The organism is Nocardioides sp. Z21_20 (assembly GCF_059766585.1).
The window spans coordinates 172,258-197,140 of the sequence record NZ_JCBAJX010000002.1 but is presented as its reverse complement, the minus strand read 5'-3'; the positions used below and the strand labels follow the sequence as shown (position 1 = coordinate 197,140).

Sequence of the window (24,883 nt, the reverse complement as noted above, 5' to 3'; positions counted from 1 at the left end):
GCGGGCCAGTTCCAAACCTGCGGACTGGACCAGCGGACTCACAGCACGCTGGCGCCTCGGGCCACGATCACGGCGGGACCGGTGAGCAGCACCCGGTCCGTCGAGGTCCAGGTCACTGCGAGCTCGCCGCCGGGCACGTCGACGCGGTAGCGGGTGTCGTGGCGCGGCGGCTCCTGCGCGCCGTCGGCCAGGGCCGCGGCGACCATCACCGCGCAGGCTCCGGTCCCGCACGAGCGGGTCTCGCCCGAGCCGCGCTCGTGGACCCGCATCGCGACGTGGCGCTCGCCGCGGCGGACCACGAACTCGACGTTGACCCCGCGCGGGTACACGCTCGCGTCGTAGGCAGGCTCGGCGAGGAGCCGACCGGCGTCGGCGAGGTGGTCGACGAAGGCGACCGCGTGCGGGTTGCCCATGTCGACGTTGCGGGCGGCCCAGGAGCGCTCCCCCACGGCCACCTTCGACTCCCCCAGCACCCGCGGCGTGCCCATGTCGACGGTGAGCAGGCCCGCCCGGTCGACCGAGAGGCCCTTGACCCCGTCCCGGGTGGCGACCGCGAACGGGGCCCGTGCGTCGACGAGCCCCTCGTCGATCAGGTGCCGGGCGAGCACGCGCACGCCGTTGCCGCACATCTCCGAGAGCGAGCCGTCGGAGTTGCGGTAGTCCATGAACCACTCGGCCTCGTCGGCGCGCTCGCGGTACGGCGCGGGCATCGCGGCGGTGCGGATCACCCGGATCACGCCGTCCGCGCCGAGGCCGGCGCGCCGGTCGCACAGGGCGACCACCCGCTCGGCGGGCAGGTCGCCGTGCACGGTGCCGTCGTGGTCCGGGAGCAGCACGAAGTCGTTCTCGGTGCCGTGGCCCTTGAGGAAGGGGTAGCTCATCAGCCGTAGATCCCTTCGGCGTAGGCGGGACCGTAGTAGGCCTCGAGCTCCTCGATGCTCCGGTCGGGCACGTCGAGGCGGTGCGCGAGGACGGCGCGGGGCGGCACGGAGCCGTTCGGGTCCCAGGTCTCAGGGTCCCACAGCTGCGCACGCAGGAACGCCTTGGCGCAGTGGTGGTACACCTCGTCGATGTCGACGACCACGGCCAGCACCGGGCGGTGCCCGCGCACGACCATCTCGTCGAAGAACGGCGCGTCGGTCACCAGCCGGGCCCGGCCGTTGATCCTCAGCGTGTCGCCGCGGCCGGGGATGACGAAGAGCAGGCCGACGTGGGGGTTCTCGAGGATGTTGCGGTAGCCGTCGGCACGCCGATTGCCGGGGCGCTCGGCGAGCGCGATCGTGCGGTCGTCGATGACATGGACCAGGCCACCGGCCGGGTCCCCCTTGGGCGAGGCGTCGCACGTGCCGTCCGACGACGAGGTCGCCAGCACGCAGAGCGGCGAGGCCGCGAGCCAGTCCCGGTCGAGGTCCACCAGCGCCCCACGCACCTTGTCGCGCACCCGCGGGAGGGGCTCCCCGAGCAGCGCGACGAGGTCGTCGACGGAGGTCAGGACGGTCTCGCTCATGCGCGGAGATTACTCCGTCCCGACCCCCGTCGCGTCCGTCACCTGCCCCGCGTGCCCTGGGGCCGCACCACCATCGCGGCCCCGCCGCCGCGCCGGGTGGGCTCGGCCACCGCCGTCATCAGCCTGCGCGGGCCGAAGGAGATCCCGGTCGCCGCGCCGATCTGCGCCTGGCTGGTGAACGCGTCGCCGGCCGGAGTGAGGACGTGGCCGTAGGCCTCGAGCAGGTCGCCGTAGGCCTCGATGAACTCCGGCTCCGCGGTCACCGCCGCGGTGTTGCGCTGCGAGGCGCGCGGCGCCGCGAGCGCCGCGGGCAGCCCCATCCGGCGGTCGAGGTGGTTGACCAGGATCTGCAGGACGGTGGTGATGATCGTGGAGCCGCCGGGTGAGCCGAGCGCGACGTACGGCTTGCCGTTGCGCAGCACGATCGTCGGCGACATCGACGAGCGGGGGCGCTTGCCGGGCTGGATCCGGTTGGGGTCCGCCGGGTCGTAGACGGTGGAGAAGTCGGTCAGCTCGTTGTTGAGCAGGAACCCGCGCCCGGGGACCACGATCCCCGAGCCGCCGGTCTGCTCGATGGTGAGCGTGTAGGCCACCACGTTGCCCCAGCGGTCGGCCACGGTCAGGTGGGTGGTGGAGACGTTCTCGGTGTCCTCGGCCCGCTGCCCGGCGGTCGGCCCGGCCGCGCACTTCCCGTCGTAGGAGGTGATGTCGCCGGCGGCGGTGGGCTTGGTCATCGCCGTGTCCGGGTCGATCAGGCAGGCGCGCTCGGCTCCCCAGCGATCGCTGAGCAGGTCACCGACCGGCACGTCGACGAACCGGGGGTCGCCCAGGTGGGCGGCGCGGTCGGCGAAGGCCAGCGCACTGGCCTCGAGGTAGCGGTGCAGCAGGTCCGGCAGCTCGGTGCTGCGCGGCGCCGGCACGGCCGCCTCGAGGATGTTCAGCGCCTCGCCGACGGTCGTCCCGCCGGAGGAGGAGGGCGCCATCCCGTACACGTCGTAGCCGCGGTAGCGCATCTTGGTCGGCGCCTGGTCGCGGACCTGGAAGCGCGCCAGGTCGCGCCGGGTCATCGACCCCGGGGGCACCGGGAGCGTGGTGCCCTTCGTCTTCGGGGGCTTGCGCACGGTGCGGACGATGTCGCCGGCGAGGTCGCCGCGGTAGAAGGCGCTCACCCCCTTGCGGGCCAGCAGCCGGTAGGTGCGGGCCAGTCCCGGGTTGCGGAACACCGAGCCGACCCGCGGCGCGTCGCCCTTGGGCAGGAACAGCCGCCGGGTGGAGCGGAACGCGGCGAAGCGCTCCTTGTTGTCCAGCGTCTGCTCGCGGAACGTGTCGTCCACGACGAAGCCGTCCTCGGCCAGCCCGATGGCGGGCTCCAGCGCGTCGCGCAGCGGCATGCTCCCCCAGCGCTGCAGCGCCCGCTGCCAGGTGGCGGGGGTGCCGGGCACGCCGACCGCGACGCCGCTGGTGACCAGCTCGGGGGTGAACCGGTAGGGCTCGCCGGTGCTGGGGTCCACGAAGGCGTCGGAGCGGATCCCCGCCGGCGCGGTCTCGCGGCCGTCGATGGTCTGCACCTTGCCGGTCTTGGCGTTGTAGTGGACGAAGTAGCCGCCCCCGCCGATCCCGGCGCTGTAGGGCTCGGTCACGCCCAGGGCGGCGGCCGCGGCCACCGCGGCGTCGGTGGCGTTGCCGCCGCGGCGCAGCACCCGCAACGCGGCCCGGGAGGCCTCGGGGTCGACGGTGCTGACCGCGCCGCCGAAGCCGCGGCGTACGGCGCTGCGCGGGGGCAGCGTCGGCCTGGCCTCCCGGGTGGGCGCCGCGGCGGCGGTGCTCGCGGAGGTGGTGGTGACTGCGGTGGCCGCGGTGGCCGCGCCGGGGGCCAGCGTCGCGGTCGCCGCGGTGGCCAGCGACGTGCTCAGAACCAGTGCGGCGAGGGGACGAGAAGCGCGCATGTCGATGCTCCCGAGATCAGGCGGAGGGAAAGTGAGGGACAGCCTGCTCTGCCGGGGAGCCCGTTGTCGAGGGGCAGTCCGAGAGGACCCTCAGCCGCCGCTCACCACGTCGTAGCGCGCGCAGGCCAGCTCCCGGTTCCGGCCGACCTCGGCCAGGCTCAGCTCGAGGCGACGCGGCAGCAGCGGCGCGCCCGCGCCGAGGGTGACCGGGGCGTACTGCACCCAGACCTCGTCGAGCAGGCCGGCGTCGGCGAACTGCCCGGCCAGGTCCCCGCCGCCGACCACCCACACGTCGCGGCCCTGCGCGGACGCCACCAGTTCGGGGTGCAGCCGAGCCACCTCACCGTGGGCGAAGCGGATGTCGCCGTCCCCGAACGGCGCCAGGTCGCGGTGGGTGAGCACCCAGCACGGCACCTCGTAGTCCCAGGTGGTGGTGCCGGCCTCGGCGTGGTGGTCCAGCAGCCACTGGTAGGTCGTGGCGCCCATCACCAGCGCCCCGATCCGGGAGATGAAGTCGGCGTAGCCCATCGGACCGTGCTCGTCGACGTCGCGCGACAGCAGCCACGACAGCGAGTTGTCGGGGTCGGCGATGAAGCCGTCGATCGAGCTGGCCGTGTAGTACAGGGTGCGGGTCACGTGTGCTCCTTCACTGCTCTCAGCGCATTGTGCACCCGCTCGGGGTCGTCGAAGCGGACCCAGACGATCCTCGGGTCCTTCTTGAACCAGGAGTCCTGGCGGCGCGCGAAGCGCCGGGTCGCGACCACGGTGCGCTCGCGCGCCTCGTCGAGGCTGATCTCCCCGGCCAGGTGCGCGGCCACCTCGCGGTAGCCGATCGCGCGCCCGGCGGTACGGCCCTCGGCCAGCCCCTCACCGAGCAGCCGCTCCACCTCCGCCACGAAGCCGGCCTCGAACATCGCCTCGACGCGTCGCTCGATGCGCGCGTCGAGGGTGGGCCGGTCGATCTCCACCCCGATCTGCACGGTGGCCGGGTCGGCGTAGGCGAGCTCGGGCAGCGAGGCGCTGTAGGGCCGCCCGGTGATCGTCACCACCTCCAGGGCGCGGACGATCCGGCGCCCGTTCTCCACCAGGATCCGATCGGCCGCCTCCGGGTCGGCCTCGCGCAGCCGGTGGTGCATCACGCCGGACCCGTGCTCGGCCAGGTCGGCCTCGAGCGCGCGTCGTACCTCGGGGTCGGTGCCGGGGAACTCGAAGCGGTCCAGGATGGCGCGGGTGTAGAGGGCCGAGCCGCCCACCAGCACCGGCGTGGTGCCGCGCGCGCGCAGCACGCCGATCAGCTCGCGTGCCCACTGTTGGAACTCCGCGACGCTCGCCGGCTCGCGCACCGAGAGCCGGTCGAGCAGGTGGTGGGCGATCCCCCGGCGCTCCTGCGGGGCGAGCTTGGCGGTGCCGACGTCCATCCCGCGGTAGAGCTGCATGGCGTCGGTGTTGACGATCTCGCCGCCCAGCCGCTCGGCGAGGTCGAGGGAGAGCTCGGTCTTGCCGGAGGCGGTCGGCCCGACGATCGCCACGATCGGCACCCGGGTCGTGGGCGGGGCGTCGGGGGTGGGGGGCATGGCCGATAGTGTCCCAAACGTGAACTCCCCCGATCACGGACGCTTCGTCGTCGTGCCCGCGTCCTACGTGTTCCTGCTGCGCGACGGGGTCGCCGGACCCGAGGTGCTGCTGCAGCTGCGGCAGGGCACCGGCTACATGGACGGCCACTGGGCGGCGGCCGCCGCGGGGCACGTCGAGCGCGGCGAGACGGCGTACGACGCGGCGCATCGCGAGGCGCTGGAGGAGCTCGGCGTCACCGACGTGGACCTGCACTTCGAGTTCACCATGCAGCGCACGGCCAGCGGCGAGCCCATCGACGAGCGGGTCGACTTCTTCTTCACCGCCCGCTCCTGGCACGGCGAGCCGCGGATCATCGAGCCGGAGAAGTGCGCCGCCCTGCGCTGGGTGCGCCTGGACGCCCTCGACGCGCTGCCCGAGCCGGTGGTTCCGCACGAGCGCAAGGCGCTGGGCGCGCTCTTCGGCCACGAGCGGTACCTGACGCACGGGTTCTGAGTCGGCCCGGCTGATTGGCCGGCGCCGATGTGGGGAACCGACTCGGCGGCAGAGGAATCCACCCGGAGGGAACGCGATGACCGAGCAGGACACCGACCAGCAGACCAGCACCGACCCGGTGGAGGCCAAGCTGGGCCCGAAGCCGGCCGGCTTCACCGAGGAGCCGGAGCTGTACCCGGGCGGCGCCGACTCGGTGCAGGACCAGGAGAAGTACGGCGTGATCCCCGATGCCCCGGTGATCCCCGACCCGTCGCCGGCGAGCAACCCCGCTCTGGAGGACAAGGCCCCGGCGGGCGTCACCGAGGCCGACGACAAGCAGCAGGAGCCCGACGTCGACTCCGGCACCGAGACCGACGACGACACCGCCGAGGCGCACCAGCCCGACGAGCCGCCGGCCTGACCGGTTTGGCCCGGCGGCGCCGGGGAACCCGGGAGGGCATGAGTGAACCGAAGCCCTTCGAGCCCGACGAGGAAGCACGCGAGTCACTGCCCAACGCCGGAGGCCGCGACGGTCTCGCCGGGGACATGGGGGTGAGCAGCGAGCGCCAGGGCCATGCCGGCCCCGGGCAGCCCGCGCACACCGACGGCACCCGGCCCACGCTGACCCCGGACGACCCCGCTGCCGGCGAGGCGCCGCCCGAGCAGGCGACCGGCGGTCCGGAGTTCAACACGATGCCGGGCACGGGCGAGGACGACAGCGCGGGAGGTGGACGCGAGTGAGCGAGTTCGACGTACAGCCGGGGACCGACGACCCGATCGAGCAGGAGGACGGCGCCGGCTCCGCCGGTGACTACGAGGCCGACGAGACGACGGTCTCCGACGACACCGGCACCCGCTACGCCCCCGACGGCGAGCCTGAGGCGACGCCCGAGGACGAGGTCGTCTCCGAGGACGACGAGGTCTGAGCCCTCGGCTCAGCAGGCATCAATCGGATTAGTGCGGTCGATCGGAAGCACGTGGTGCTTCGGATCGACCGCACTGTCGTCTCCGGGTGGGCTCAGCCGCAGGCGGGCGCACACCGCCTCGGTGAGCCGCGCCAGCCCCGCTGCTGCAGCAGGTGCGCCACGGCGCGGGCCGTGTGGCAAGGACGGTCGAAGACCTGCCCGTAGGACAGCCGCACGGTGATCCGGCCGTCCAGCGCGGCCACGAGATCGCGCTGGTGGTCGGCGTCTCGCTGATGCACCCCGTCGTGGAAGAGCCGTCCGTCGAGCTCGACGACGACGCCCTGGTGGTACGTCACGTCGCGGTAGACGACGCCGAACGCCGTGACCTCGCGCGACTGTCGCTTCGCCCGCGGCAGGCCGTGCGGGCGCTCCACCCGGGTGAGGTAGCCGTGCTCGAGCACCGAGCTGGTCCCCTGGGCCACGTCGGTGAGAACGGCCTCCAACCAGGCCCGGCGCGGAATCCGCGACCGCCCGGCGAGGCACTCGAGAAGCCGGGGCGCGGTCGTGCGACGCGAGCCGCACGCCCCGGCGAGTACTCCGAGCGCGTCCAGCTCACCGGGCTCGCCACATGCCACGTCCAGGACCGCATCCTCATAGCGCAGCCGGGGTGGGCCGAGGCTCCACAGCGCCCGCTCAGTCAGCCCGGTGATCCGATGGACGCGGACCCCGGGAGGGGCGACCAGGTGACGCTGACGGTCGACTCCGACGTGGACGATCCGCTCCGGCGATCCGAGACCCCGGGCACCGACGCCGGAGGGTCCCTCGGCGGCTCGCAACGCCGAGGAGTGACACAAGGCCGCGGGCCACGAGAAGAGGACGGCCGCCCATGCGCGCTGCTGCCAGGTCAGCGGACCGGTGTGCTCGACGTACACGCCGGGGTGCACCCGTGCCCACTGCCGGCGTCTGAGCAAGCGATCCACGTCCGCCTGGGTCAGACCGAGCTCTCTCACCTGGCGGCGCGCCACGACTCCGTCCTGGTCCGCCAGCAGGCCGGTCACGGAGTCGGTCATCGGCCGATCCTGGCGGCCACGGCCGACGCGATCCAGGGGACTTCGGGGTCCTGTGGATGAGCGAGGCGCGGAATGCGGTCGATCGCACGCACCCAGTGCTCCGGATCGACCGCACTGTCGTCTCCGGGTGGGCTCAGCCGCAGGCGGGCGCCTGGGGCAGCGGGGCGGGGACGCCCAGGCCCGGCATGCCCAGCGAGACGCCGCTGGGGGCGGGCGGGGCGGCGTGGCGCGACTCCCAGGCGTCGCCGGAGCGGGTGCGGCGTACGGCGAGGACGGGGCCGTCGGCGACCAGGTGGTGCGGGGCCGCGTAGGTGATCTGGACGGTGACCATGTCCCCCGGCCGGACCGCGGGCGCGTCGGCACCGAGCGCGGAGAAGTCGGCCTCGAAGTGCACCAGGCGGTTGTCGGGGGCCCGGCCGGTGAGCCGGTGGGTGGCGGCGTCCTTGCGCCCCTCCCCCTCGGCGACCATCAGCTCGACGCGGCGCCCGACCTGGCGCTTGTTCTCGTCCCAGGCGACCTCGGTGACCACGTCGACCAGGCGCTGGTAGCGGTCCTTGACGACCTCCGGGGAGATCTGGTCCTCCAGGATCGCCGCGGGGGTACCGGGGCGCTTGGAGTACTGGAAGGTGAAGGCGCTGGAGAACCGGGCGGCCCGGACCACGTCGAGGGTGGCCTGGAAGTCCTCCTCGGTCTCGCCGGGGAAGCCGACGATGATGTCGGTGGTGATCGCCGCCTCCGGCATCGCGGCGCGGACCCGCTCGATGATGCCGAGGAACTTCGACTGGCGGTAGGAGCGGCGCATGTCGCGCAGCACCTTGTCCGAGCCCGACTGCAGCGGCATGTGCAGGCTGGGCATCACGTTGGGCGTCTGCGCCATCGCCTCGATCACGTCGTCGGTGAACTCCGCGGGGTGCGGCGAGGTGAACCGGACCCGCTCGAGGCCCTCGATCTCCCCGCAGGCGCGCAGCAGCTTGCTGAATGCCTGCCGGTCGCCGAACTCCACGCCGTAGGCGTTCACGTTCTGGCCCAGCAGGGTCACCTCGGTGACGCCCTCGTCGACCAGCGCGCGGACCTCGGCCAGGATGTCGCCGGGGCGGCGGTCCTTCTCCTTGCCGCGCAACGCGGGGACGATGCAGAACGTGCAGGTGTTGTTGCAGCCGACCGAGATCGACACCCACGCGGCGTACGCCGAGTCGCGCTTGGTGGGCAGCGTGGAGGGGAAGACCTCGAGCGACTCGAGGATCTCGACCTGCGCCTCCTCCTGGACCCGGGCCCGCTCCAGCAGCACCGGCAGCGAGCCGATGTTGTGGGTGCCGAAGACGACGTCGACGTAGGGCGCCTTGCTGGTGATCGTGGCGCGGTCCTTCTGCGCCAGGCAGCCGCCGACCGCGATCTGCATGCCGGGCCGGGCCGCCTTGACCGGCGCCAGGTGGCTGAGGTTGCCATAGAGCTTGTTGTCGGCGTTCTCCCGCACCGCGCAGGTGTTGAAGACGACCACGTCGGCCTGCTCGCCGTCGTCGGCCGGGGCGTAGCCGGCGTCCTCCAGCAGCCCGGTCAGGCGCTCGGAGTCGTGGACGTTCATCTGGCACCCGTAGGTGCGGACCTCGTAGGTGCGTGGCGTGGCAGTCATGACCGGTCAAGAGTACGAGCGTGGAGGCTCATCGGAGAACTCGGAGGTTCCCGCCGTGGCGCAGCAAAGTGGCCCATGCGCGCCGGCTCGGTCTGGAAGAGTCAGGTCATGAGTGACGAGGGCGAGCGGTTCGGCTGGTATGCGCACCCGCCTGCGGGGTTCGCTGAGGGTGACGACACCGACGACCCGGTCCGCTCGGTGAGGCTTTGGGACGGCGACCCGGAGATCGGCCCCTTCTGGGAGGGCGGCGTCTTCATCAGCGACGACTTCGACGAGCTCCATGAGTGGATCGGCATCTCGCGAGAGCTCTTCGATGACGCGACCGCCTGGTGCGAGGAATCAGCCTCGCTGAGAGCCGAGCCCAGTGACGACTGGAAGCGCCGACACTTCGAGCGACAGCAGGACCTCCTGCGGCGACTCTCGAGTGAGGTCCACCCCGGCATCGAGGTCGAGGCACCGCGTCGCGAACCGCGCACGCTGGTCCAGCTGAGCAGGCTGAACGCCGATGCCACGAGCGGCGACCTGATCTTGTCCGACGAGCATGCGGGCGATGCCGGCGAACCGAAGGCGCTCCCCACGACGCCCGACGCGTTGAGAAACAGGGTCCTTGCCTGGGTTGCGGATGCCGGGAGGTACCAGGTGGCAACCGCAGAGAACAACGCAGCGATCTTCGCGTGGGAGGACGAGGGCTTCGCCATCGCCCGGGAGCTGCAGCAGGTCCTCGGCGACGACTACCGGGTGGTCGCGCGCTGACGGCGCGGCGGCGCGGCTCCTAAGCGAGCGCGCGCGCCGGGTGTCGCTCCTCGAGCGCACGCGCCGCCCGCTTGTGCCACCACCAGCCGACGCCCAGCTGTAGCGCCCCCAGGGCCAGGAAGCCGAGGTCCCACGACAGCGGGCCGCCCAGGTCGTCGCGGACGTGGTGGATGCCCAGGATCTGGTGGTCGATCAGGCCCTCGACCAGGTTGAAGATCCCCCAGCCGGCGAGGACCAGGCTGAAGTGGAAGCCCCAGGACGGCGCCAGGCGCCCCTGGCGCCACATCGCCAGCGTCGTGATCGACGCCGCCAGGACCAGGAACCAGGTGGCCAGGTGGAAGAAGCCGTCGGCCACCGTATTCAGCTCCAGCCCGGCCAGGGTGTTCATCGGCGCTTCCTCGGTGTGGCTGATCATGTGGTGCCACTGGAAGATCTGGTGCAGCACGATGCCGTCGACGAAGCCGCCCAGGCCGAGGCCGTAGAGCAGGCCCGCGGCCTTCGAGGGAGGTCGCGGCGAGGTGTCCATGGCGCGGGAGTACCCGTTCGGCGCGCGGCGATAACGGGTACGGGCTCGACCATGAGCGACGAGGCACTGACCGGCGACGAGACCACCCAGCTGCACGGAAGCATGGCCGACGAACAGCGCGGCGACACGATGACGGCCGCAGCGGAGGACTGGGCCAAGACGCACGGCCGCGAGAACGCGTCGGCGCAGGAGAAGATGGCGGGCTACCTGGAGAGCATCTCCGCCGGCGGCTCCCAGCAGGGAAGCGACCTGCCCGGACCCACCTGAGCCGGGCGGTTCGGCGACCCGAGAAGGTCACGAGACGGTTCCGGTTGACCTCTGTCCAGCATCAGAGATGGCCGGAGAGCCCGCATGCCGCTACCTTTCTCGCCATGACAGCGCTGGAGAAGAACCCTGCCCCGACGGGCCAGGGAGAGCCGCTCGTCGTGCTCGACGGTGTGAACAAGTGGTTCGGCGACCTGCACGTCCTGCAGGACATCGACCTGACCGTCCACCGCGGCGAGGTCGTCGTGGTCATCGGCCCCTCCGGGTCGGGCAAGTCCACCCTGTGCCGGGCCATCAACCGTCTCGAGACGATCGAGAAGGGCACGATCACCCTCGACGGCAAGCCGCTGCCGCAGGAGGGCAAGGCCCTGGCCAAGCTCCGTGCCGAGGTCGGCATGGTCTTCCAGAGCTTCAACCTCTTCGCGCACAAGACGATCCTCGAGAACGTCACGCTCGGCCCGATCAAGGTGCGCGGCCAGAAGAAGGCCGACGCCGAGAAGCGGGGCCGCGAGCTGCTCGAGCGCGTCGGCATCGCCCACCAGGCCGAGAAGTACCCCGCCCAACTCTCCGGCGGCCAGCAGCAGCGCGTCGCGATCGCCCGTGCGCTGGCGATGGACCCCAAGGTGATGCTCTTCGACGAGCCCACCTCCGCGCTGGACCCGGAGATGATCAAGGAGGTCCTCGACGTGATGGTCGATCTCGCCAAGCGCGGGATGACCATGGTCGTGGTCACCCACGAGATGGGCTTCGCCCGCACCGCCGCGGACCGGGTGATCTTCATGTCCGACGGGGCGATCGTGGAGGAGAACACCCCCGAGGAGTTCTTCACCAACCCGCGCTCGGAGCGGGCCAAGGACTTCCTCGGCAAGATCCTCAAGCACTGAGCCGCGCGCACCACCCCCCCTGCACTGACCCGCACCGACCACCAGCACCACGGGGCCGACCGGCTCGCGACAGAAGGAGACAGCTCATGCGACTCATCAAGACGAAGGCGGTGCTGGCGGCAGCCGGACTCGCCCTCTCCCTCGCCGCGTGCGGCAACGCCGGCGACGAGGAGAGCGACGCGCCGAAGGTCGATGCCAAGGAGAACGCCGCGGAGAACTTCGACGCCGGCACCCGGATGAAGGAGCTGGCCGAGGCCCGCAAGATCACCGTCGGCGTCAAGTACGACCAGCCCGGCCTCGGCTTCAAGGGCGCCACCGACGACATGCCGTCGGGCTTCGACATCGAGATCGCCAAGCTCCTGGTCGCCGACCTCGGGATCGACCCCAGCGACACCAGCAAGGTGACCTGGAAGGAGACCATCTCCGACAACCGCGAGCCCTTCCTCGAGGCCGGCGAGGTCGACCTCGTGCTCGCGTCGTACTCGATGACCGACGAGCGCCGCCAGGTGGTCGGCCAGACCGGGCCGTACATGATCACCGGCCAGCAGCTGCTGGTGAAGAAGGGCGGCGACATCCAGGGCGTCGAGGACATCAAGGGCACCGAGGTCTGCTCGGTGACCGGCTCCACCTCGCTGGAGAACGTCGAGGCCGAGGGCGCCAAGCCGCGCGGCTTCGACACCTACTCCGAGTGCCGCGACCAGGTCCTCAACGGCACCGTCGACGCGATGACCACGGACGGCTCGATCCTGCTCGGATACGCCGCCATCAACCCCGAGGAGCTCGAGGTCGTCGGCGAGGAGTTCTCCGAGGAGCGCATCGGCGTCGGCTACTCCAAGACCACCCCCGAGATGTGCGAGTGGATCAACGGCGTGCTCGAGGAGTCCTTCGAGAACGGCGACTGGGAGGCCGCGTGGGACGCGACGCTGGGCAAGTCCGGCGCCGAGGCCCCCGAGCCGCCCACCCTGGACGAGTGCCAGGCCTGATCACGACCCCTGCATGAGCGTGGGCCGGGCGAGCGCCCGGCCCACGCTCATGTCCCCTACGAACGGAAGGCGGTGAGCTGAGTGGACGACATCCTCTCCAACTTCGATCTTTACCTGCGCGCGTTCGGCATGGTCATCGCCCTGTTCGTCATCTCCGGGATCGCCTCGCTGATCCTCGGCGTCGCGCTCGCGGCGATGCGGGTGGGACCGGTCAAGGTGCTCGCCCGCGCGGCCGGGGTCTACGTGACCGTGGTGCGCAACACCCCGCTGCTGATGATCTTCATCTTCATGGCGATCGCGGCACCCAAGCTGGGCCTGACGTTCAACTCCGTGGAGGAGATCACCGACCGGCTGACCCCCGGCGACTGGTACGTCTCCGGCTTCTTCTTCCGCTCATGCCTGGCCCTGAGTCTCTACACCGCGGCGTTCGTGTGCGAGGCCTTCCGCTCGGGCATCAACTCGGTCCCCCTCGGCCAGGCCGAGGCGTCGCGGGCCATCGGCCTCACCTTCCTGGGCTCCATGCGCCACGTCGTGCTGCCGCAGGCGCTGCGCGCGACGCTGCCGCCGCTGGCCAGTGTCCAGATCGCCCTGATCAAGAACACCTCCATCGCCGGGGTCTTCGGGATCCTGGAGGCCACCGCCCGGATGAAGTACTTCTCCAACCGCAACGCCGACGAACGGGAGCTTGTCTTCATCATGTTCGCGATCGGCTACATCGTCATCGTGGAGGTCGTCTCCTTGGCGGCCAACCGACTCGAGAAGCGATGGGCGGTGGCCGCGCGATGAGCCACAGCGTCCTCTTCGATGCGCCGGGACCCCGCACCAAGGCCCGGCACCGGATCTACACGATCGCGGGCACCCTGCTGGTGCTGGCCGCGGCGGCGTTGGTGATCAAGCGCTTCTACGACTACGGGCAGCTCGAGTACTCCCTGTGGGAGCCCTTCGTGACTCCGCAGTACGTCCAAGCGCTCCTCGTGGACGGGCTGCTCAAGACCCTGCAGATGGCAGGTCTGTCGATCCTCTTCGCCGTGGTCTTCGGCGCCTTCTTCGGGATCGGCAAGCTCTCCGACCACGCGTGGGTGCGCTGGCCGTGCTGGCTGGTCGTCGAGTTCTTCCGGGCCGTCCCGGTGCTGCTGCTGATGATCTTCCTGTTCTTCGCCTACGGCGTCGGCGAGGGCGGCATCGGCGCCTACTGGAGCGTCGTGATCGCGCTGACGCTCTACAACGGCTCGGTGCTCGCCGAGATCTTCCGCGCCGGGGTGCTCGCCGTTCCCGCCGGACAGGCCGAGGCTGCCTATGCGATCGGGATGCGCAAGTCGCAGGTGATGCGGATCGTGCTGATGCCGCAGGCCGTGAAGATCATGCTGCCCTCGATCATCAGCCAGTGCGTCGTGGCCCTCAAGGACACCAGCCTCGGCTACGCCATCAGCGCGCCCGGCCTCACCTTCGTCGGCAAGCAGATCTACGGCGAGTTCGCCAACCAGGTCCAGGCCGCGCTGATCGTCACCGCGATCTACGTCACGGTCAACCTGATCCTGACCGGCGCCGCGACCTGGGTCCAGAAGAAGTACGTGGGCGAGAAGAAGCTGGTCGTGCCGGGCGCCGGGAACACCGACGGCCGGGCGGTCTGAACGCGCCGGCCTCGGCGGTCTCCCTGACGCGCCGTTTGGTCCCCAACGGCGAGGATTTCCGCCCGTAGCCCTCCGTCTCTGACCAATCGGCGTCCGCGCCGCCCGTCTGCCGGGGCACCGCGCCGTTGACGTCGTCCGCCGTGCGTGCGGGGTCGCCGATTGGGCAGAGACGGCAGCGCGATGCCCGGATTTCTCTCCGTTGGGGACCAAACGGCGGCCGGAGCGGAGCGAACGCCGGCATCACCTGCTCGGGGCGTCTGCGAGGATGCTGGCGTGAGCACGCCCAGGACCCGCAGCCGGATGACCAGCGGGGAGCGCCGCGCGCAGCTGCTCGGGGTGGCGCGGGCGCTGTTCGCCGAGCGCGGCTTCGACGGCACCTCGATCGAGGAGATCGCGGCCCGGGCCGGGGTGTCCAAGCCGGTGGTCTACGAGCACTTCGGTGGCAAGGAGGGCGTCTACGCGGTCGTCGTGGACCGCGAGGTCACCCAGCTGCTGACGGTGATGCAGGCCTCGCTGGTGGGGGGCCCGCGCCAGATCCTGGAGGGCGCGACGATGGCGCTGCTCGACTACATCGAGTCCTCGCCCGACGGCTTCCGGATCATCACCCGCGACAGCCCGATCGGGTCCTCGACGTTCCAGACGATCATCGGCGACGTCGTGGGGCGGGTCGAGGGCATCCTCGTCAACGAGTTCGCCCGGCTGGGGCTGGATGCGGCGCTGGCGCCGATGTACGCGCGGATGCTGGTCGGCATGGTCGCCTCGACCGGCCAGTGGTGGCTCGACTTCGGCGCCCCCGAGAAGCGTGAGGTGGCCGCGCACCTGGTCAACCTGGCCTGGAACGGCCTGTCCACGCTGGAGGCGGCACCGCGCGCCCTGCGCGTCACCTGACTCACCCGGCCGGCTGCGCGGCCAGCACCTCGACCCGGTTGCCGTGTCCGTCGAAGCTGTGGAGGCGCTGGTAGCCGGTGAAGCTGTACCGCTGCGTCCAGTCGACCTCGAAGCCCAGCCGGCGCAGCCGCTCCCCCACCTCCTCCAGCTCGGCGACCCCGTCCACGACGAGCGCCGGGTGCGCCTTGCGGGCGGGGGCGAACGGCGCCTCCACGCCGACGTGGATCTCCGCGGCTACCGCGCCGCGCGCGTCGTAGGCCCGGAACCAGGCGCCGCCGCGCGCGGCCAGCTCCTCGGGCTTGGCCACCTCGCTCAGGCCCAGCCCCTCTGCGTAGAAGCGGCGTGCCAGCGGCTCCCCGCCCTGGGGGCACGCCACCTGGACGTGGTGCAGCCTCATCGGCCCGCCTCCGCGCCGCCGGCCACCTGCGCCACCGCGAAGACCCGACGGAACGGCAGCACCACCCGGCCCTCCCGCGCCGGGTACGCCGCCCGCAGACGCTCCTTGAACTCGCCCTCGAACTCCGCACGCAGCCGCTCGGGCAGCGCCTGCAGCGTGGGCCGGGCCCCGGTGGCCGCGACCCACGCGAAGACCGGGTCCTCCCCCGCCAGCACGTGCAGGTAGGTGGTCTCCCAGGCGTCGACGCGGCAGCCCAGCCCGCTCAGCGCCTCCAGGTAGGTCGCGGCGTCGTGCGCCTGCGGCGTCGCCACGTCCGCGGTGTACGGCGCGAACCGCGGGTCGGCGGCCAGGTCACGGCGGATGGTGTGGCTGGGCTCCTCGAAGTTGCCGGGCACCTGGAGCGCCAGCCAGCCGCCGGGCGCCACCCGGCTCACCAGCGCGGGCAGCAGCTCGAGGTGGCCGGGCACCCACTGCAGGGTGGCGTTCGAGACCAGCACGTCCAGCGCCGGCTCCGGCTCCTGCGCGAGCCAGTCGCGCAGGTCCGCGACGACGAAATCGATGCCGGGCGCGTCGCGTCGGGCTCGGGTGATCATCTCGGTGGAGCTGTCCAGGCCGCGCACCTGCGCGCCCGGCCAGCGCTCGGCCAGCAGCCGGGTCAGGTTCCCGGGGCCGCAGCCCAGGTCGAGGACCCGGTCCGGGGCCTGCGCGCCCACCCGCTGGAGCAGCTCGACGAAGGGCCGACCGCGCTCATCGGCGTAGGTCAGGTACTGCCCGGGGTCCCAGCTCTGCATGTCGCCTCCAATTGTCTCGACGTCAAGACAGTTTGCAGGCGGACTTATCTCGATGTCAAGATTCTCGACCGGGGCGCTAGCATGGGCGCATGCGCGACGAGGTGGACGAGCTCGTCGAGGCGTGGGCGCGTGAGCGCGGCGACCTCGACCTGGGTCCGGTGGAGGTCTTCAGCCGGATCAGCCGTCTCGCGCGCCAGCTGGAGCTGGCCCGCCGCGCGGCGTTCACCGCCCAGGCGATCGAGCTGTGGGAGTTCGACGTGCTGGCCGCGCTGCGCCGCGCCGGCACCCCCTACGAGCTCTCCCCCGGCCGGCTGCTGCGCGAGACCCTGGTGACCAGCGGCACGATGACCAACCGGGTCGACCGGCTCGCCGCCCGCGGGCTCGTCGAGCGGCTGCCCGACCCGCGCGATCGCCGCGGGGTCCTGGTCCGCCTCACCGCCGAGGGCAAGACCCGCGTCGACGCCGCCTTCGAGGCCCTGGTCGCCGCCGAGCGCGACCTGCTCGCCGTACTCCCCGAGGCGCAGCGCCAGGAGCTGGCCGACAGCCTGCGGGCGCTGCTGTCGTCGTTCAGCTGAGCCCGCCGGCCTGATCGGCGCCCTCGGCCGTGTGGGAATCCCCGGTCGACCGGGGAAGCCTGATGTTGTCGGCCGAAATTTCGCCCGACATGTTCAGCGATACCCGGCCGACCGGGGAAACCGACACCGCGCCGGCCGCCCCACCCGTCACTCCAGCAGCTCTGCCGCCTGCAGCCACTCCAGCTCGATGTCCGCGCGGGTGCCGGCCAGCTCGCCCAGCTCCTTGGTCAGCTTCGCCATCCGCTCGTAGTCCTCGGAATGCGTGGCGAGCTCGGCGTTGATCTCGGCCTCGCGAGCGGTGAGCTTGGCCAGCTGCTTGTCGAGGCGGGCGACGGTCTTGCGCGCGGCCCGCTCCTCGGCGCTGCCGGCCTTGGCCTTCTTCGACCCTGGAGCGTTCCCGCCCGCAGCGCCCGCGGTCGAAGACGCCCCGGCCGAGCCCGACGCCGGTACGGCGGCCGCTGCCGCCAGCGCGGCGTCCTCGGCGGCCAGGTCGGCCGCGCGGCGCTCCAGGTACTCGTCGACGCCGCGCGGCAGCATCGCGATCTGGCCATCGCCCAGCAGCGCCCAGACCGAGTCGGTGACCCGCTCCAGGAAGTACCGGTCGTGGGAGACCACGATCAGGGTGCCCGGCCAGCCGTCGAGGAAGTCCTCGAGGACGTTGAGGGTGTCGATGTCCAGGTCGTTGGTGGGCTCGTCGAGCAGCAGCACGTTCGGCTCGAGCAGCAGCAGGCGCAGCAGCTGGAAGCGGCGCCGCTCGCCACCGGAGAGGTCGCCGATGCGCGCCGTGAGCCGGTCGCCGGTGAACCCGAACCGCTCCAGCAGCGACATCGCGGTGATCTCGCCGTCGGCGGTCTTGGTGACCCGGCGGATCCGCTCCACCGACGGCAGCACCCGCTCGGTGGGGTCGAGGTCGTCGAGCTGCTGGGTGAGGTGCTGCAGGGAGACGGTCTTGCCGGTCTTCACCCGCCCCGAGGCCGGCTCGAGCAGGCCGCCGATCAGCGACAGCACCGAGGTCTTGCCGGCCCCGTTCACCCCGACGATGCCCACCCGGTCGCCGGGACCCAGCCGCCAGGTGGCGTGGTGCAGCAGCGTGCGCTCGCCGCGCACCAGGTCGACGTCCTCGAGGTCGATGACGTCCTTGCCGAGGCGCTGGGTGGCGAACTTCTGCAGCTCCAGGCGGTCGCGCGGCGGGGGCACGTCGGCGATCAGCGCGTTGGCGGCGTCGATGCGGAACTTCGGCTTCGCGGTCCGCGCCGGGGCGCCGCGGCGCAGCCAGGCGAGCTCCTTGCGGGCGAGGTTCTGGCGGCGCGTCTCGCTGGCCGAGGCCTGCCGGGTGCGCTCCGCCTTGGCCAGCACGTACGCCGCGTAGCCGCCCTCGTAGGCGTCCACGACCCCGTCGTGCACCTCCCAGGTCCACTGGCAGACCTCGTCGAGGAACCACCGGTCGTGGGTGACAACGACCATCGCCGAGGGGCGGTTCACCAGGTGCTGGGCCAGCCACGCGACCGCCTCCACGTCCAGGTGGTTGGTCGGCTCGTCGAGGATGATCAGGTCGTGGTCGCCCAGCAGCAGCGCCGCGAGCGAGCAGCGTCGGCGCTCGCCGCCGGAGAGCCCGAGCACCGGGCGGTCCAGCGAGACGCCCGCGAGCAGCACCTCGACGACCTCGCGCATCGCGTAGTCGGCCGCCCACTCGTGGTCCTCGCGACCGCCGAGGACGGCCTCGCGCACGGTGTGGGTGTCGACCAGCTCGTCGCCCTGGTGCAGGTAGCCGATGTGCAGCCCGCGCGAGCGGGAGACCCGGCCGCTGTCGGGCTCCTCCAGGCCGGCCATCACCTCCAGCAGCGTGGTCTTGCCGTCGCCGTTGCGCCCGACGATGCCGATCCGCTCGCCGGCGGCGATGCCGAGCGAGACGTCGGTCAGCAACGGCCGGATGCCGTAGGACTTCGAGACCTTCTCGAGGTTGATCAGGTTGGACATCAGGAGTACCTCACGAGGTGTGCGCCGGCGACAGGGCCGTTGGCGACGAGGACGACAGGGGAGACGGTCTCCAGCTCGCCCGCGACCGCGCGGGCGTGGGGGCCGGAGGAGCAGAGGAAGACGACGGTGGGCCCGGACCCGGAGACCATGCCGCGCAGGGCCCCGGCCTCCTCGCCGCGGGCGATCACCTCGCCCAGGTCGGGGCGCAGGTCGATCGCGGGGGCCTGCAGGTCGTTGTGCAGCGTGGCCGCCAGCAGGGCCGGGTCCCGGGCCGCGAGCGCCCCGAGCAGCGCCCGCGCCGGAGCCGGGGTGGGGCCGGCGTCGGGGAAGAGCCGGTCGTAGTGCCGGTAGACCTCGGGGGTGGACAGGCCCCGGTCCGAGGGCACGACCACCCACCACCAGGGCCCCTCGTCGGCGAGCGGCTCCACCACCTCGCCGCGCCCGGTGCCCAGCGCGGTGCCGCCCACCAGCGCGAACGGGACGTCGCTGCCCAGCTCGGCCGCGATCCGCAGCAGGTCGGCGTCGGAGGTGCCGAGGTCCCACAGCCGGTCCAGGGCGACCAGCGCCGCGGCCGCGTCGGCCGAGCCGCCGGCCATCCCGCCGGCCACCGGGATGGCCTTGGTGACGCTGAGCGCGGCGTGCGGCTCGATGCCGTGGTGCGCGGCCAGCAGCCGGGCCGCCTTCCACGCGATGTTCGACCCGTCCAGCGGGACCGCGCCCGCGTCGACGTACGGCGCGGGCTCGACGGCGATGCTCAGCCCCTGGCCCGGCGCGGCGCTCAGATCGTCGTGCAGCCCGACCGCCTGGTAGACGGTGACCAGCGGGTGGAAGCCGTCGGGCCGTGGCGCACCGACGCCCAGGTGGAGGTTGATCTTGGCGGGGGCTCGGACGGTGACAGGGGCGGGGACGTGGACCGCCGCGGTCACCGGGCGCCCTCCCCGGCCGGCGTCACGCCGTCCTCGGCACCGGCGTCCTCGACACAGGCGGCCTGGGCCAGCGCCAGGCCCTCGGCGATCCGCGCGAACTCGACGACCCCGATCTGCTCGCCGCGGGTGTTCGGCTCGACGCCCGCCGCGGCCAGCGCGGCCCCGGCGATCTCGGCCGAGCCCGCCAGGCCACGCAGCGCCGCGCGCAGGGTCTTGCGCCGCTGCGCGAACGCCGCGTCCACCACCGCGAAGACCTGCTCGCGGGTGGCGGTGGTCGCCGGCGGCTCGCGCCGGGTCCAGGCGACCAGGCCGGAGTCGACGTTGGGCGCGGGCCAGAACACGTTGCGTCCCACGGCCCCGGCGCGGCGCACCTCGGCGTACCAGGCGGCCTTCACCGACGGCACGCCGTACACCTTGGAGCCGGGACCGGCGGCGAGCCGGTCGGCCACCTCGGCCTGCACCATCACCAGCCCGCGCTCGAGCGAGGGCAGCAGCTCCAGCATGTGCAGCAGCACCGGGACCGACACGTTGTAGGGCAGGTTGGCCACCAGCGCGGTGGGCGCCGGGCCCGGGATCTCGCGCACCCGCAGCGCGTCCGCGTGGACCACCTCGAAGGCGTCCACGTGGTCGGGGGCGTAGGTCGCGATCGTCGCGGGCAGCTCGTCGGCGAGCCGTTCGTCGAGCTCGACGGCCACCACCCGCCGCGCGACCGCGAGCAGGGCCAGCGTCAGCGAGCCGAGCCCGGGGCCGATCTCGATGACCACGTCGTCGGGGCCGATCCCGGAGTCGCGCACGATGCGGCGCACCGTGTTGGGGTCGATGACGAAGTTCTGCCCGCGCTGCTTGGTGGGGCGCACGTCGAGTCGCGCGGCGAGCGAACGCACCTCCGCCGGGCCGAGAAGTCTCGGCCCGGCGGAGGTGGAGGCGGCCGGTGGGCCCTGGTCAGGCATTCCACCAGCGTAGTCGGCGCGCTGCGTGGTCAGCGGGGCAGACCCAGCTGCGCGGAGCAGTGCGGCCAGGCGCCGTAGCCACCGGAGGCGTCGCGCAGCTTCGTGGCGACGGCGATCTGGGTCTCGCGGCTGTGCGAGCTGGGCAGCCCGGTGCCGCCGTAGGCCTGCCAGGTGGACAGCGAGAACTGCAGTCCGCCGTAGTAGCCGTTGCCGGTGTTGATGGCCCAGTTGCCGCCGGACTCGCACTGCGCGAGCCGGTCCCACACGCTGTTGCCGGAGGCGTAGTTGGTGCTCGGCGCCGCCGGCTCGGCGGGACGCTCCTTGGTACCGACCCGCACGATCTCGTCGACCGGACGCTTGACGACCTTGGAGCGCACCACCTCGGTGCGCACCAGCTCACCGTCGCGGTAGGTCAGCCGGTAGGTGACGTCGCGCTTGCCGGGGACGCCCTCGCGCTGGACCTCGTCCTCGTCCTCGTACATCGAGGGGTCCTTCTTCTTCACGGTGTCGAAGTCGATGCTCTCGCCGCGCGCCTGCTTGGTGACGACCCTGACCTTGGTGACGACGATCTTGTCGCCGCTCTCCACCTGGGCCTTGAGCCGCGGCTTCACCTCGTCGTCGTCGTCGTGCTTGACGCCGAGCTCCTCGAGAGCCTCCTGCACGGTGAGCGCGTGGACCTTGTCGGCCTTGACCTTCTTGCCGGCGACCAGGACCGTCAGCTTCTTCGCCGTGACCACCTCGAGGGCCAGGCCCTCGCGGCTGATGTCGGCGCTGCGGCTCACCGAGAGGTCGGCGCCGCCGAAGCGGCGCCCGATCTCGTCGAGCGCGCCCTGCACGTCGGTGGAGTTGACCCAGTGGGTCTTCGTCTCGCCGTCGACGCTCAGCTCGAGCGGCCGGCCGAAGCGGACGGTGATCCGGTCCCCGTCGCTCACCTTCTGGTCGGGGTCGGGGGCGACGATGTCGTGCTCGCCCACCTCGATGCCCTCGTCCTCGAGGACCTCGCCGACGGTCCCGGCCATGGCGGAGACGCTGCGGGCCTCGCCGTCCAGGGAGAGGGTGACCTTCTTGGTCAGCATGGAGTATCCGACCGTGCTGCCGGCCACAGCCAGCACCACCAGGGTCGCCACGGTCACCAGAATGGCTCTGTTCCGACCCAGGCGGGCCAGCTTGCTAGTCAGCGTGCTCTGCACGATTCTCCGAACGTCGTCCTGTCCGGTTCTCGGGTGCCGGGGCATCCCCGCACGTGACACCGGTGGCGCTGGTGACGTCGAGCTGCGTGCGTGGGTCTCGGCGGCCTGGACGCCAGGGGAAGACGTCCGCTTCGCCCGCTCAGCTGCGGACGGCTGCCCGTTGGGGGCCACCTCTTGCTCCGGTCGGGAGTCCCGATTCCGGCTGTCAGTCACACGACAGTAACGGCGGATCCCGCCATATCAAACTCCGCCGGGACCCGCACATCGGGGTGGTGACGCGATTCACCCGGCTCCCGAGCCCCGCCGACGGCTACCAGGCGCCCCCGAAGACGGCCGTCGTGGTGGCGTCCACGGCTGCGCACAGCGCCTCCAGGTCCTCGCCCCGGGTCTCGGCCATCACCCGCAGCGTGAGCGGGATCAGGTACGACGCGTTGGGCCGGCCCCGGTACGGGTGGGGCGTGAGGTACGGCGCGTCGGTCTCCACCAGCAGCCGGTCCTGCGGCGCCACCACCAGCGCGTCGCGCAGCGGTTGGGCGTTCTTGAAGGTGACCGTCCCGGAGAAGCTCAGGTGCGCGCCGCGGTCCAGGCAGGCCCGGGCGAAGTCGGCGTCGCCGGAGAAGCAGTGCATCACCCACCGCTGCGGGGCGCCCTCGCTGTCGATCACCTCCAGCACCTGCGCGTGGGCGTCGCGGTCGTGGATGACCAGGGTCTTGTCCAGCCGCTTGGCCAGGTCGATGTGGCGCCGGAAGCTCTCGACCTGCGCCGCGCGGCCCTCCTCGCCGGTGCGGAAGTGGTCGAGGCCGGTCTCCCCCACCGCGCGCACCTTGTCGTGGGCGCCGGCGAGCCGCTCGATCTCGGCCAGCGCCTCCTCCAGCCGGCCCTCGGCGGCCAGCCGCGGAGCCTCGTTGGGGTGCAGCGCAACGCCCGCCACCAGCGCGTCGTAGCGCTCGGCCGCCTCCACCGCCCAGCGCGCGCCGGGCAGGTCGCAGCCGATCTGCACGATCCGGGTCACGTTCACCTCGGCCGCCGCGGCCAGCGCCCGGTCGGTGCCGAGCCAGTGCTCGCCCTCGGGTCCGTCGGCGATGTCGAGGTGGCAGTGGTTGTCCACCACCGGGTGCGGCAGCGGCTCGGGTGCGGGCGGACGGGTCCGGTCGCGTCGGCTGCCCTGCTCGTCTGTCTCGGCGCGGGCTCGGGTGGGCTGCTCGGTCACGCCACCGAGGCTAACCCGCGGCCCGCGAGGCTAGCTGGCGGCCCGCGTACCGACGGAGGCGATGCGCTCCAGGACGATCGGCGCCAGCAGCTCGGGTGCCTGCGCCGGGATCCAATGCGAGACGCCCTCGAGCACCCGCAGCTCGTAGGGCGCCTTCACGCACGCCTCGGTCAGCTCCGCGCCCTTGCGGGCCAGCGCCACGTCGCCGTCGCTCCACACGTGGGTGGTCGGCACCGTGACCGGACGGCGCAGGACCGACGCGCCGGCCAGAGAGAGGGGCAGCGCCCGGTACCAGGCCAGCCCGCCCGGCAGCGCGCCGTACTCGAGGATCTCGCGGCGGAACCGGGCCACGCCGTCGGCGTCCATGCCCGCGGCGCGCAGCGCGTCCTCGACGCGGCCCGGGCTGGTCCGGGCCAGCACCTCGGGCAGGATCGGAGTCTGGAACAGGCCCATGTACAACGAGCGCAGCGCCTGGGTGGAGCGCACCATCGAGCCGAGGAACGCCGCCGGGTGCGGCACCGAGACCGTCACCAGCGAGCGGCACAGCTCGGGTCGGGTGGCGGCCAGGCCCCAGGCGACCATCGCCCCCCAGTCGTGGCCGACGAGGTGGACGCGCTCGGTGCCGGTCAGCAGCCGGATCTCCTCGATCAGCGCCTCGACGTCGGCGACCAGGTTGCTCAGCCGGTACGCCGCGCGCCCGCGCGGGCGGGCGCCCGGGGAGTAACCGCGCTGGTCGGGGGCGAAGGTGCGCACCCCGGCCGCGTTGAGGGCCGCGGAGACCTGCGCCCAGGAGCTGGCGCGCTCGGGGAAGCCGTGCAGGAGCACCGCGATCTCGCCGGAGCCGGCGGCGGTCCTGTCCGCGGGCAGCGGGCCGGAGTCGGTGACGTCGAAGGTCAGCCCGTCGCGGGTGTACGTCGTGAGTCGGTCGCTGATGGGCATGTGTCCTCCGTGGGGGGTCGTTCCGGGCTGACGGGTCAGGATCTGTGCACCTCGTTGTAGACCTCGCGCTTGGGGACACCGGCGCGCCGGGCCACCTCGACGATCGCGTCCTTGCGGGAGGTACCCACCTGCTCCAGCTCCAGCACCGCGGCGCGCAGGCTGTCGGGGTCCGAGGCGACGTCGTGCCCGACCTCGGCGCCGCGGACCACGATCGTCACCTCCCCGCGCACCCCCTCCGCGGCCCACTCGACCAGGTCGGCGAGCGCGCCGCGGCGTACCTCCTCGTGGGTCTTGGTCAGCTCGCGGCAGACCGCGCCCGCGCGGTCCTCGCCGAACGCGTCGCGCATCGCGGCCAGGGCCGCCTCGGTGCGGTGCGGCGCCTCGAAGAACACCATCGTCCGCTCCTCCCCGGCCAGCGCGGCGAGCCGCCGGCCGCGCTCGCCGGCCTTGCGGGGCAGGAACCCCTCGAAGCAGAAGCGGTCCACCGGCAGCCCGGAGACGGCCAGCGCGGTGAGCACCGCCGAGGGCCCGGGGACCGAGGTGACGGTGACGTCGTGCTCGACGGCGGCGGCGACCAGCCGGTAGCCGGGGTCCGAGACGCTCGGCATCCCAGCGTCGGTGACCAGCAGCACCCGCTTGCCCTCGAGCAGCGCCTCGAGCAGCACCGGGGTCCGCGCCGCCTCGTTGCCCTCGAAGTAGGACACCACCCGCCCCGTCACGCTCACGCCCAGCTCGGAGGTCAGCCGCCTGAGCCGGCGGGTGTCCTCGGCGGCGACCACGTCGGCGCCGGCCAGCTCGCTGGCCAGGCGCGGCGGAGCGTCCTCCACCCGGCCGATCGGAGTGCCCGCCAGGACCAGGACACCGGGAGCGGTCGCGTCTGCTGTCATGGCCCGAT

29 protein-coding genes are annotated in these 24,883 nt (G+C 72.5%); 12 read left to right on the top strand and 17 right to left on the bottom strand.

Features of this window, described 5'->3' with window-relative positions; translation table 11 throughout:
- Nucleotides 1-38: 38 nt before the first annotated feature.
- The 5 genes from dapF to miaA all read right to left on the bottom strand — a co-directional run bounded on the left by dapF (nucleotide 39) and on the right by miaA (nucleotide 5,027).
- Complete coding sequence (gene dapF, locus AC6EH9_RS04590) at nucleotides 39-881, bottom strand: diaminopimelate epimerase (protein WP_498421005.1); 843 nt, start codon at nucleotides 879-881, stop codon at nucleotides 39-41.
- Nucleotides 881-1,507 carry an MSMEG_1061 family FMN-dependent PPOX-type flavoprotein gene (locus AC6EH9_RS04585; RefSeq protein ID WP_498421004.1) on the bottom strand — a complete coding sequence of 209 codons (627 nt, stop codon included), beginning with the start codon at nucleotides 1,505-1,507 and terminating at the stop codon, nucleotides 881-883. The genes dapF and AC6EH9_RS04585 overlap by 1 nt, the downstream gene beginning before the upstream one ends.
- 38 nt (nucleotides 1,508-1,545) lie before the next feature.
- The gene (gene ggt, locus AC6EH9_RS04580) at nucleotides 1,546-3,453 is read right to left on the bottom strand and encodes a gamma-glutamyltransferase (RefSeq protein ID WP_498421002.1); all 1,908 of its coding nucleotides are present in this window, start codon (nucleotides 3,451-3,453) and stop codon (nucleotides 1,546-1,548) included.
- Between the two features lie 90 nt (nucleotides 3,454-3,543).
- Nucleotides 3,544-4,089 (bottom strand): dihydrofolate reductase family protein, encoded by a 546-nt coding sequence (locus tag AC6EH9_RS04575; RefSeq protein WP_498421001.1) that lies wholly within the window; start codon nucleotides 4,087-4,089, stop codon nucleotides 3,544-3,546.
- On the bottom strand, nucleotides 4,086-5,027 hold the full coding sequence (gene miaA, locus AC6EH9_RS04570) for a tRNA (adenosine(37)-N6)-dimethylallyltransferase MiaA (RefSeq protein WP_498421000.1): 942 nt from the start codon (nucleotides 5,025-5,027) through the stop codon (nucleotides 4,086-4,088). The genes AC6EH9_RS04575 and miaA overlap by 4 nt, the downstream gene beginning before the upstream one ends.
- Before the next feature lie 19 nt (nucleotides 5,028-5,046).
- Between miaA and AC6EH9_RS04565 the strand changes: the two genes are divergently transcribed.
- The 4 genes from AC6EH9_RS04565 (at nucleotide 5,047) to AC6EH9_RS04550 (ending at nucleotide 6,425) form a co-directional block, all read left to right on the top strand.
- Nucleotides 5,047-5,520 carry an NUDIX domain-containing protein gene (locus AC6EH9_RS04565; RefSeq protein WP_498420999.1) on the top strand — a complete coding sequence of 158 codons (474 nt, stop codon included), beginning with the start codon at nucleotides 5,047-5,049 and terminating at the stop codon, nucleotides 5,518-5,520.
- Nucleotides 5,521-5,596: 76 nt separating this feature from the next.
- A complete protein-coding gene (locus AC6EH9_RS04560; RefSeq protein ID WP_498420997.1) occupies nucleotides 5,597-5,920 on the top strand; it encodes a hypothetical protein in 324 nt (107 codons plus the stop codon).
- Between the two features lie 38 nt (nucleotides 5,921-5,958).
- Nucleotides 5,959-6,240 (top strand): hypothetical protein, encoded by a 282-nt coding sequence (locus AC6EH9_RS04555; RefSeq protein WP_498420995.1) that lies wholly within the window; start codon nucleotides 5,959-5,961, stop codon nucleotides 6,238-6,240.
- The gene (locus AC6EH9_RS04550) at nucleotides 6,237-6,425 is read left to right on the top strand and encodes a hypothetical protein (protein ID WP_498420994.1); all 189 of its coding nucleotides are present in this window, start codon (nucleotides 6,237-6,239) and stop codon (nucleotides 6,423-6,425) included. The genes AC6EH9_RS04555 and AC6EH9_RS04550 overlap by 4 nt, the downstream gene beginning before the upstream one ends.
- A gap of 92 nt (nucleotides 6,426-6,517) precedes the next feature.
- Here AC6EH9_RS04550 and AC6EH9_RS04545 read toward each other — a convergent pair whose 3' ends face one another.
- Together AC6EH9_RS04545 and miaB are read right to left on the bottom strand one after the other, a co-directional pair.
- The gene (locus tag AC6EH9_RS04545) at nucleotides 6,518-7,474 is read right to left on the bottom strand and encodes a hypothetical protein (protein WP_498420993.1); all 957 of its coding nucleotides are present in this window, start codon (nucleotides 7,472-7,474) and stop codon (nucleotides 6,518-6,520) included.
- Between the two features lie 133 nt (nucleotides 7,475-7,607).
- Nucleotides 7,608-9,104, bottom strand: a complete 1,497-nt coding sequence (miaB, locus tag AC6EH9_RS04540; protein ID WP_498420991.1) for a tRNA (N6-isopentenyl adenosine(37)-C2)-methylthiotransferase MiaB — start codon at nucleotides 9,102-9,104, stop codon at nucleotides 7,608-7,610.
- 108 nt (nucleotides 9,105-9,212) lie between these two features.
- On the opposite strand from miaB, the gene AC6EH9_RS04535 reads away from it, so the two are divergent.
- Nucleotides 9,213-9,857: a hypothetical protein gene (locus AC6EH9_RS04535; RefSeq protein ID WP_498420990.1), complete on the top strand. Its 645-nt coding sequence runs from the start codon at nucleotides 9,213-9,215 to the stop codon at nucleotides 9,855-9,857.
- Between the two features lie 19 nt (nucleotides 9,858-9,876).
- Here AC6EH9_RS04535 and AC6EH9_RS04530 read toward each other — a convergent pair whose 3' ends face one another.
- Nucleotides 9,877-10,383, bottom strand: a complete 507-nt coding sequence (locus AC6EH9_RS04530) for a DUF2243 domain-containing protein (protein WP_498420988.1) — start codon at nucleotides 10,381-10,383, stop codon at nucleotides 9,877-9,879.
- Between the two features lie 51 nt (nucleotides 10,384-10,434).
- Between AC6EH9_RS04530 and AC6EH9_RS04525 the strand changes: the two genes are divergently transcribed.
- The 6 genes from AC6EH9_RS04525 (at nucleotide 10,435) to AC6EH9_RS04500 (ending at nucleotide 15,033) form a co-directional block, all read left to right on the top strand.
- Nucleotides 10,435-10,650: a hypothetical protein gene (locus AC6EH9_RS04525; protein ID WP_498420986.1), complete on the top strand. Its 216-nt coding sequence runs from the start codon at nucleotides 10,435-10,437 to the stop codon at nucleotides 10,648-10,650.
- Between the two features lie 104 nt (nucleotides 10,651-10,754).
- Nucleotides 10,755-11,531 (top strand): amino acid ABC transporter ATP-binding protein, encoded by a 777-nt coding sequence (locus AC6EH9_RS04520; RefSeq protein WP_498420984.1) that lies wholly within the window; start codon nucleotides 10,755-10,757, stop codon nucleotides 11,529-11,531.
- 86 nt (nucleotides 11,532-11,617) lie between these two features.
- Nucleotides 11,618-12,514, top strand: a complete 897-nt coding sequence (locus AC6EH9_RS04515; RefSeq protein ID WP_498420982.1) for a glutamate ABC transporter substrate-binding protein — start codon at nucleotides 11,618-11,620, stop codon at nucleotides 12,512-12,514.
- A gap of 81 nt (nucleotides 12,515-12,595) precedes the next feature.
- Entirely contained in the window at nucleotides 12,596-13,300 is a 705-nt protein-coding gene (locus AC6EH9_RS04510) for an amino acid ABC transporter permease (RefSeq protein WP_498420980.1), read from the top strand.
- Nucleotides 13,297-14,145 (top strand): amino acid ABC transporter permease, encoded by an 849-nt coding sequence (locus tag AC6EH9_RS04505; RefSeq protein WP_498420978.1) that lies wholly within the window; start codon nucleotides 13,297-13,299, stop codon nucleotides 14,143-14,145. The genes AC6EH9_RS04510 and AC6EH9_RS04505 overlap by 4 nt, the downstream gene beginning before the upstream one ends.
- 300 nt (nucleotides 14,146-14,445) lie before the next feature.
- A complete protein-coding gene (locus AC6EH9_RS04500) occupies nucleotides 14,446-15,033 on the top strand; it encodes a TetR/AcrR family transcriptional regulator (RefSeq protein ID WP_498421683.1) in 588 nt (195 codons plus the stop codon).
- 1 nt (nucleotide 15,034) lies between these two features.
- Here the strand turns inward: AC6EH9_RS04500 and AC6EH9_RS04495 are convergent, their stop codons facing one another.
- Entirely contained in the window at nucleotides 15,035-15,430 is a 396-nt protein-coding gene (locus tag AC6EH9_RS04495; protein WP_498420976.1) for a VOC family protein, read from the bottom strand.
- On the bottom strand, nucleotides 15,427-16,221 hold the full coding sequence (locus tag AC6EH9_RS04490; protein WP_498420974.1) for a trans-aconitate 2-methyltransferase: 795 nt from the start codon (nucleotides 16,219-16,221) through the stop codon (nucleotides 15,427-15,429). The genes AC6EH9_RS04495 and AC6EH9_RS04490 overlap by 4 nt, the downstream gene beginning before the upstream one ends.
- Nucleotides 16,222-16,310: 89 nt before the next feature.
- Here AC6EH9_RS04490 and AC6EH9_RS04485 point away from each other — a divergent pair, with 89 nt between their 5' ends.
- A complete protein-coding gene (locus AC6EH9_RS04485) occupies nucleotides 16,311-16,796 on the top strand; it encodes a MarR family winged helix-turn-helix transcriptional regulator (RefSeq protein WP_498420972.1) in 486 nt (161 codons plus the stop codon).
- Nucleotides 16,797-16,943: 147 nt separating this feature from the next.
- Here AC6EH9_RS04485 and AC6EH9_RS04480 read toward each other — a convergent pair whose 3' ends face one another.
- The 7 genes from AC6EH9_RS04480 to rsmI form a co-directional block, all read right to left on the bottom strand.
- On the bottom strand, nucleotides 16,944-18,773 hold the full coding sequence (locus tag AC6EH9_RS04480; RefSeq protein WP_498420968.1) for an ABC-F family ATP-binding cassette domain-containing protein: 1,830 nt from the start codon (nucleotides 18,771-18,773) through the stop codon (nucleotides 16,944-16,946).
- Nucleotides 18,773-19,699 carry a 4-(cytidine 5'-diphospho)-2-C-methyl-D-erythritol kinase gene (locus AC6EH9_RS04475; RefSeq protein WP_498420967.1) on the bottom strand — a complete coding sequence of 309 codons (927 nt, stop codon included), beginning with the start codon at nucleotides 19,697-19,699 and terminating at the stop codon, nucleotides 18,773-18,775. The genes AC6EH9_RS04480 and AC6EH9_RS04475 overlap by 1 nt, the downstream gene beginning before the upstream one ends.
- Complete coding sequence (gene rsmA, locus AC6EH9_RS04470; RefSeq protein WP_498420966.1) at nucleotides 19,696-20,649, bottom strand: 16S rRNA (adenine(1518)-N(6)/adenine(1519)-N(6))-dimethyltransferase RsmA; 954 nt, start codon at nucleotides 20,647-20,649, stop codon at nucleotides 19,696-19,698. Before rsmA ends, AC6EH9_RS04475 begins: the two co-directional genes overlap by 4 nt.
- A gap of 29 nt (nucleotides 20,650-20,678) precedes the next feature.
- Complete coding sequence (locus AC6EH9_RS04465) at nucleotides 20,679-21,782, bottom strand: resuscitation-promoting factor (RefSeq protein ID WP_498420964.1); 1,104 nt, start codon at nucleotides 21,780-21,782, stop codon at nucleotides 20,679-20,681.
- 367 nt (nucleotides 21,783-22,149) lie between these two features.
- Nucleotides 22,150-23,049: a TatD family hydrolase gene (locus AC6EH9_RS04460; RefSeq protein WP_498420962.1), complete on the bottom strand. Its 900-nt coding sequence runs from the start codon at nucleotides 23,047-23,049 to the stop codon at nucleotides 22,150-22,152.
- 30 nt (nucleotides 23,050-23,079) lie between these two features.
- Complete coding sequence (locus tag AC6EH9_RS04455; protein WP_498420961.1) at nucleotides 23,080-23,988, bottom strand: alpha/beta fold hydrolase; 909 nt, start codon at nucleotides 23,986-23,988, stop codon at nucleotides 23,080-23,082.
- A gap of 35 nt (nucleotides 23,989-24,023) precedes the next feature.
- Nucleotides 24,024-24,875 (bottom strand): 16S rRNA (cytidine(1402)-2'-O)-methyltransferase, encoded by an 852-nt coding sequence (gene rsmI, locus AC6EH9_RS04450; protein WP_498420959.1) that lies wholly within the window; start codon nucleotides 24,873-24,875, stop codon nucleotides 24,024-24,026.
- Nucleotides 24,876-24,883 lie beyond the last annotated feature (8 nt).

Coding starts and splice junctions, on each gene's coding strand:
- miaB (WP_498420991.1), bottom strand. CDS start 9,104: ATGACTGCCACGCCACGCACCTACGAGGTCCGCACCTACGGGTGCCAG.
- AC6EH9_RS04485 (WP_498420972.1), top strand. CDS start 16,311: ATGCGCGACGAGGTGGACGAGCTCGTCGAGGCGTGGGCGCGTGAGCGC.
- ggt (WP_498421002.1), bottom strand. CDS start 3,453: ATGCGCGCTTCTCGTCCCCTCGCCGCACTGGTTCTGAGCACGTCGCTG.
- AC6EH9_RS04560 (WP_498420997.1), top strand. CDS start 5,597: ATGACCGAGCAGGACACCGACCAGCAGACCAGCACCGACCCGGTGGAG.
- AC6EH9_RS04500 (WP_498421683.1), top strand. CDS start 14,446: ATGACCAGCGGGGAGCGCCGCGCGCAGCTGCTCGGGGTGGCGCGGGCG.
- AC6EH9_RS04495 (WP_498420976.1), bottom strand. CDS start 15,430: ATGAGGCTGCACCACGTCCAGGTGGCGTGCCCCCAGGGCGGGGAGCCG.
- AC6EH9_RS04515 (WP_498420982.1), top strand. CDS start 11,618: ATGCGACTCATCAAGACGAAGGCGGTGCTGGCGGCAGCCGGACTCGCC.
- AC6EH9_RS04505 (WP_498420978.1), top strand. CDS start 13,297: ATGAGCCACAGCGTCCTCTTCGATGCGCCGGGACCCCGCACCAAGGCC.
- AC6EH9_RS04585 (WP_498421004.1), bottom strand. CDS start 1,507: ATGAGCGAGACCGTCCTGACCTCCGTCGACGACCTCGTCGCGCTGCTC.
- AC6EH9_RS04545 (WP_498420993.1), bottom strand. CDS start 7,474: ATGACCGACTCCGTGACCGGCCTGCTGGCGGACCAGGACGGAGTCGTG.
- AC6EH9_RS04455 (WP_498420961.1), bottom strand. CDS start 23,988: ATGCCCATCAGCGACCGACTCACGACGTACACCCGCGACGGGCTGACC.
- AC6EH9_RS04520 (WP_498420984.1), top strand. CDS start 10,755: ATGACAGCGCTGGAGAAGAACCCTGCCCCGACGGGCCAGGGAGAGCCG.
- rsmA (WP_498420966.1), bottom strand. CDS start 20,649: ATGCCTGACCAGGGCCCACCGGCCGCCTCCACCTCCGCCGGGCCGAGA.
- AC6EH9_RS04525 (WP_498420986.1), top strand. CDS start 10,435: ATGAGCGACGAGGCACTGACCGGCGACGAGACCACCCAGCTGCACGGA.
- AC6EH9_RS04490 (WP_498420974.1), bottom strand. CDS start 16,221: ATGCAGAGCTGGGACCCCGGGCAGTACCTGACCTACGCCGATGAGCGC.
- miaA (WP_498421000.1), bottom strand. CDS start 5,027: ATGCCCCCCACCCCCGACGCCCCGCCCACGACCCGGGTGCCGATCGTG.
- AC6EH9_RS04530 (WP_498420988.1), bottom strand. CDS start 10,383: ATGGACACCTCGCCGCGACCTCCCTCGAAGGCCGCGGGCCTGCTCTAC.
- AC6EH9_RS04535 (WP_498420990.1), top strand. CDS start 9,213: ATGAGTGACGAGGGCGAGCGGTTCGGCTGGTATGCGCACCCGCCTGCG.
- rsmI (WP_498420959.1), bottom strand. CDS start 24,875: ATGACAGCAGACGCGACCGCTCCCGGTGTCCTGGTCCTGGCGGGCACT.
- dapF (WP_498421005.1), bottom strand. CDS start 881: ATGAGCTACCCCTTCCTCAAGGGCCACGGCACCGAGAACGACTTCGTG.
- AC6EH9_RS04480 (WP_498420968.1), bottom strand. CDS start 18,773: ATGTCCAACCTGATCAACCTCGAGAAGGTCTCGAAGTCCTACGGCATC.
- AC6EH9_RS04555 (WP_498420995.1), top strand. CDS start 5,959: ATGAGTGAACCGAAGCCCTTCGAGCCCGACGAGGAAGCACGCGAGTCA.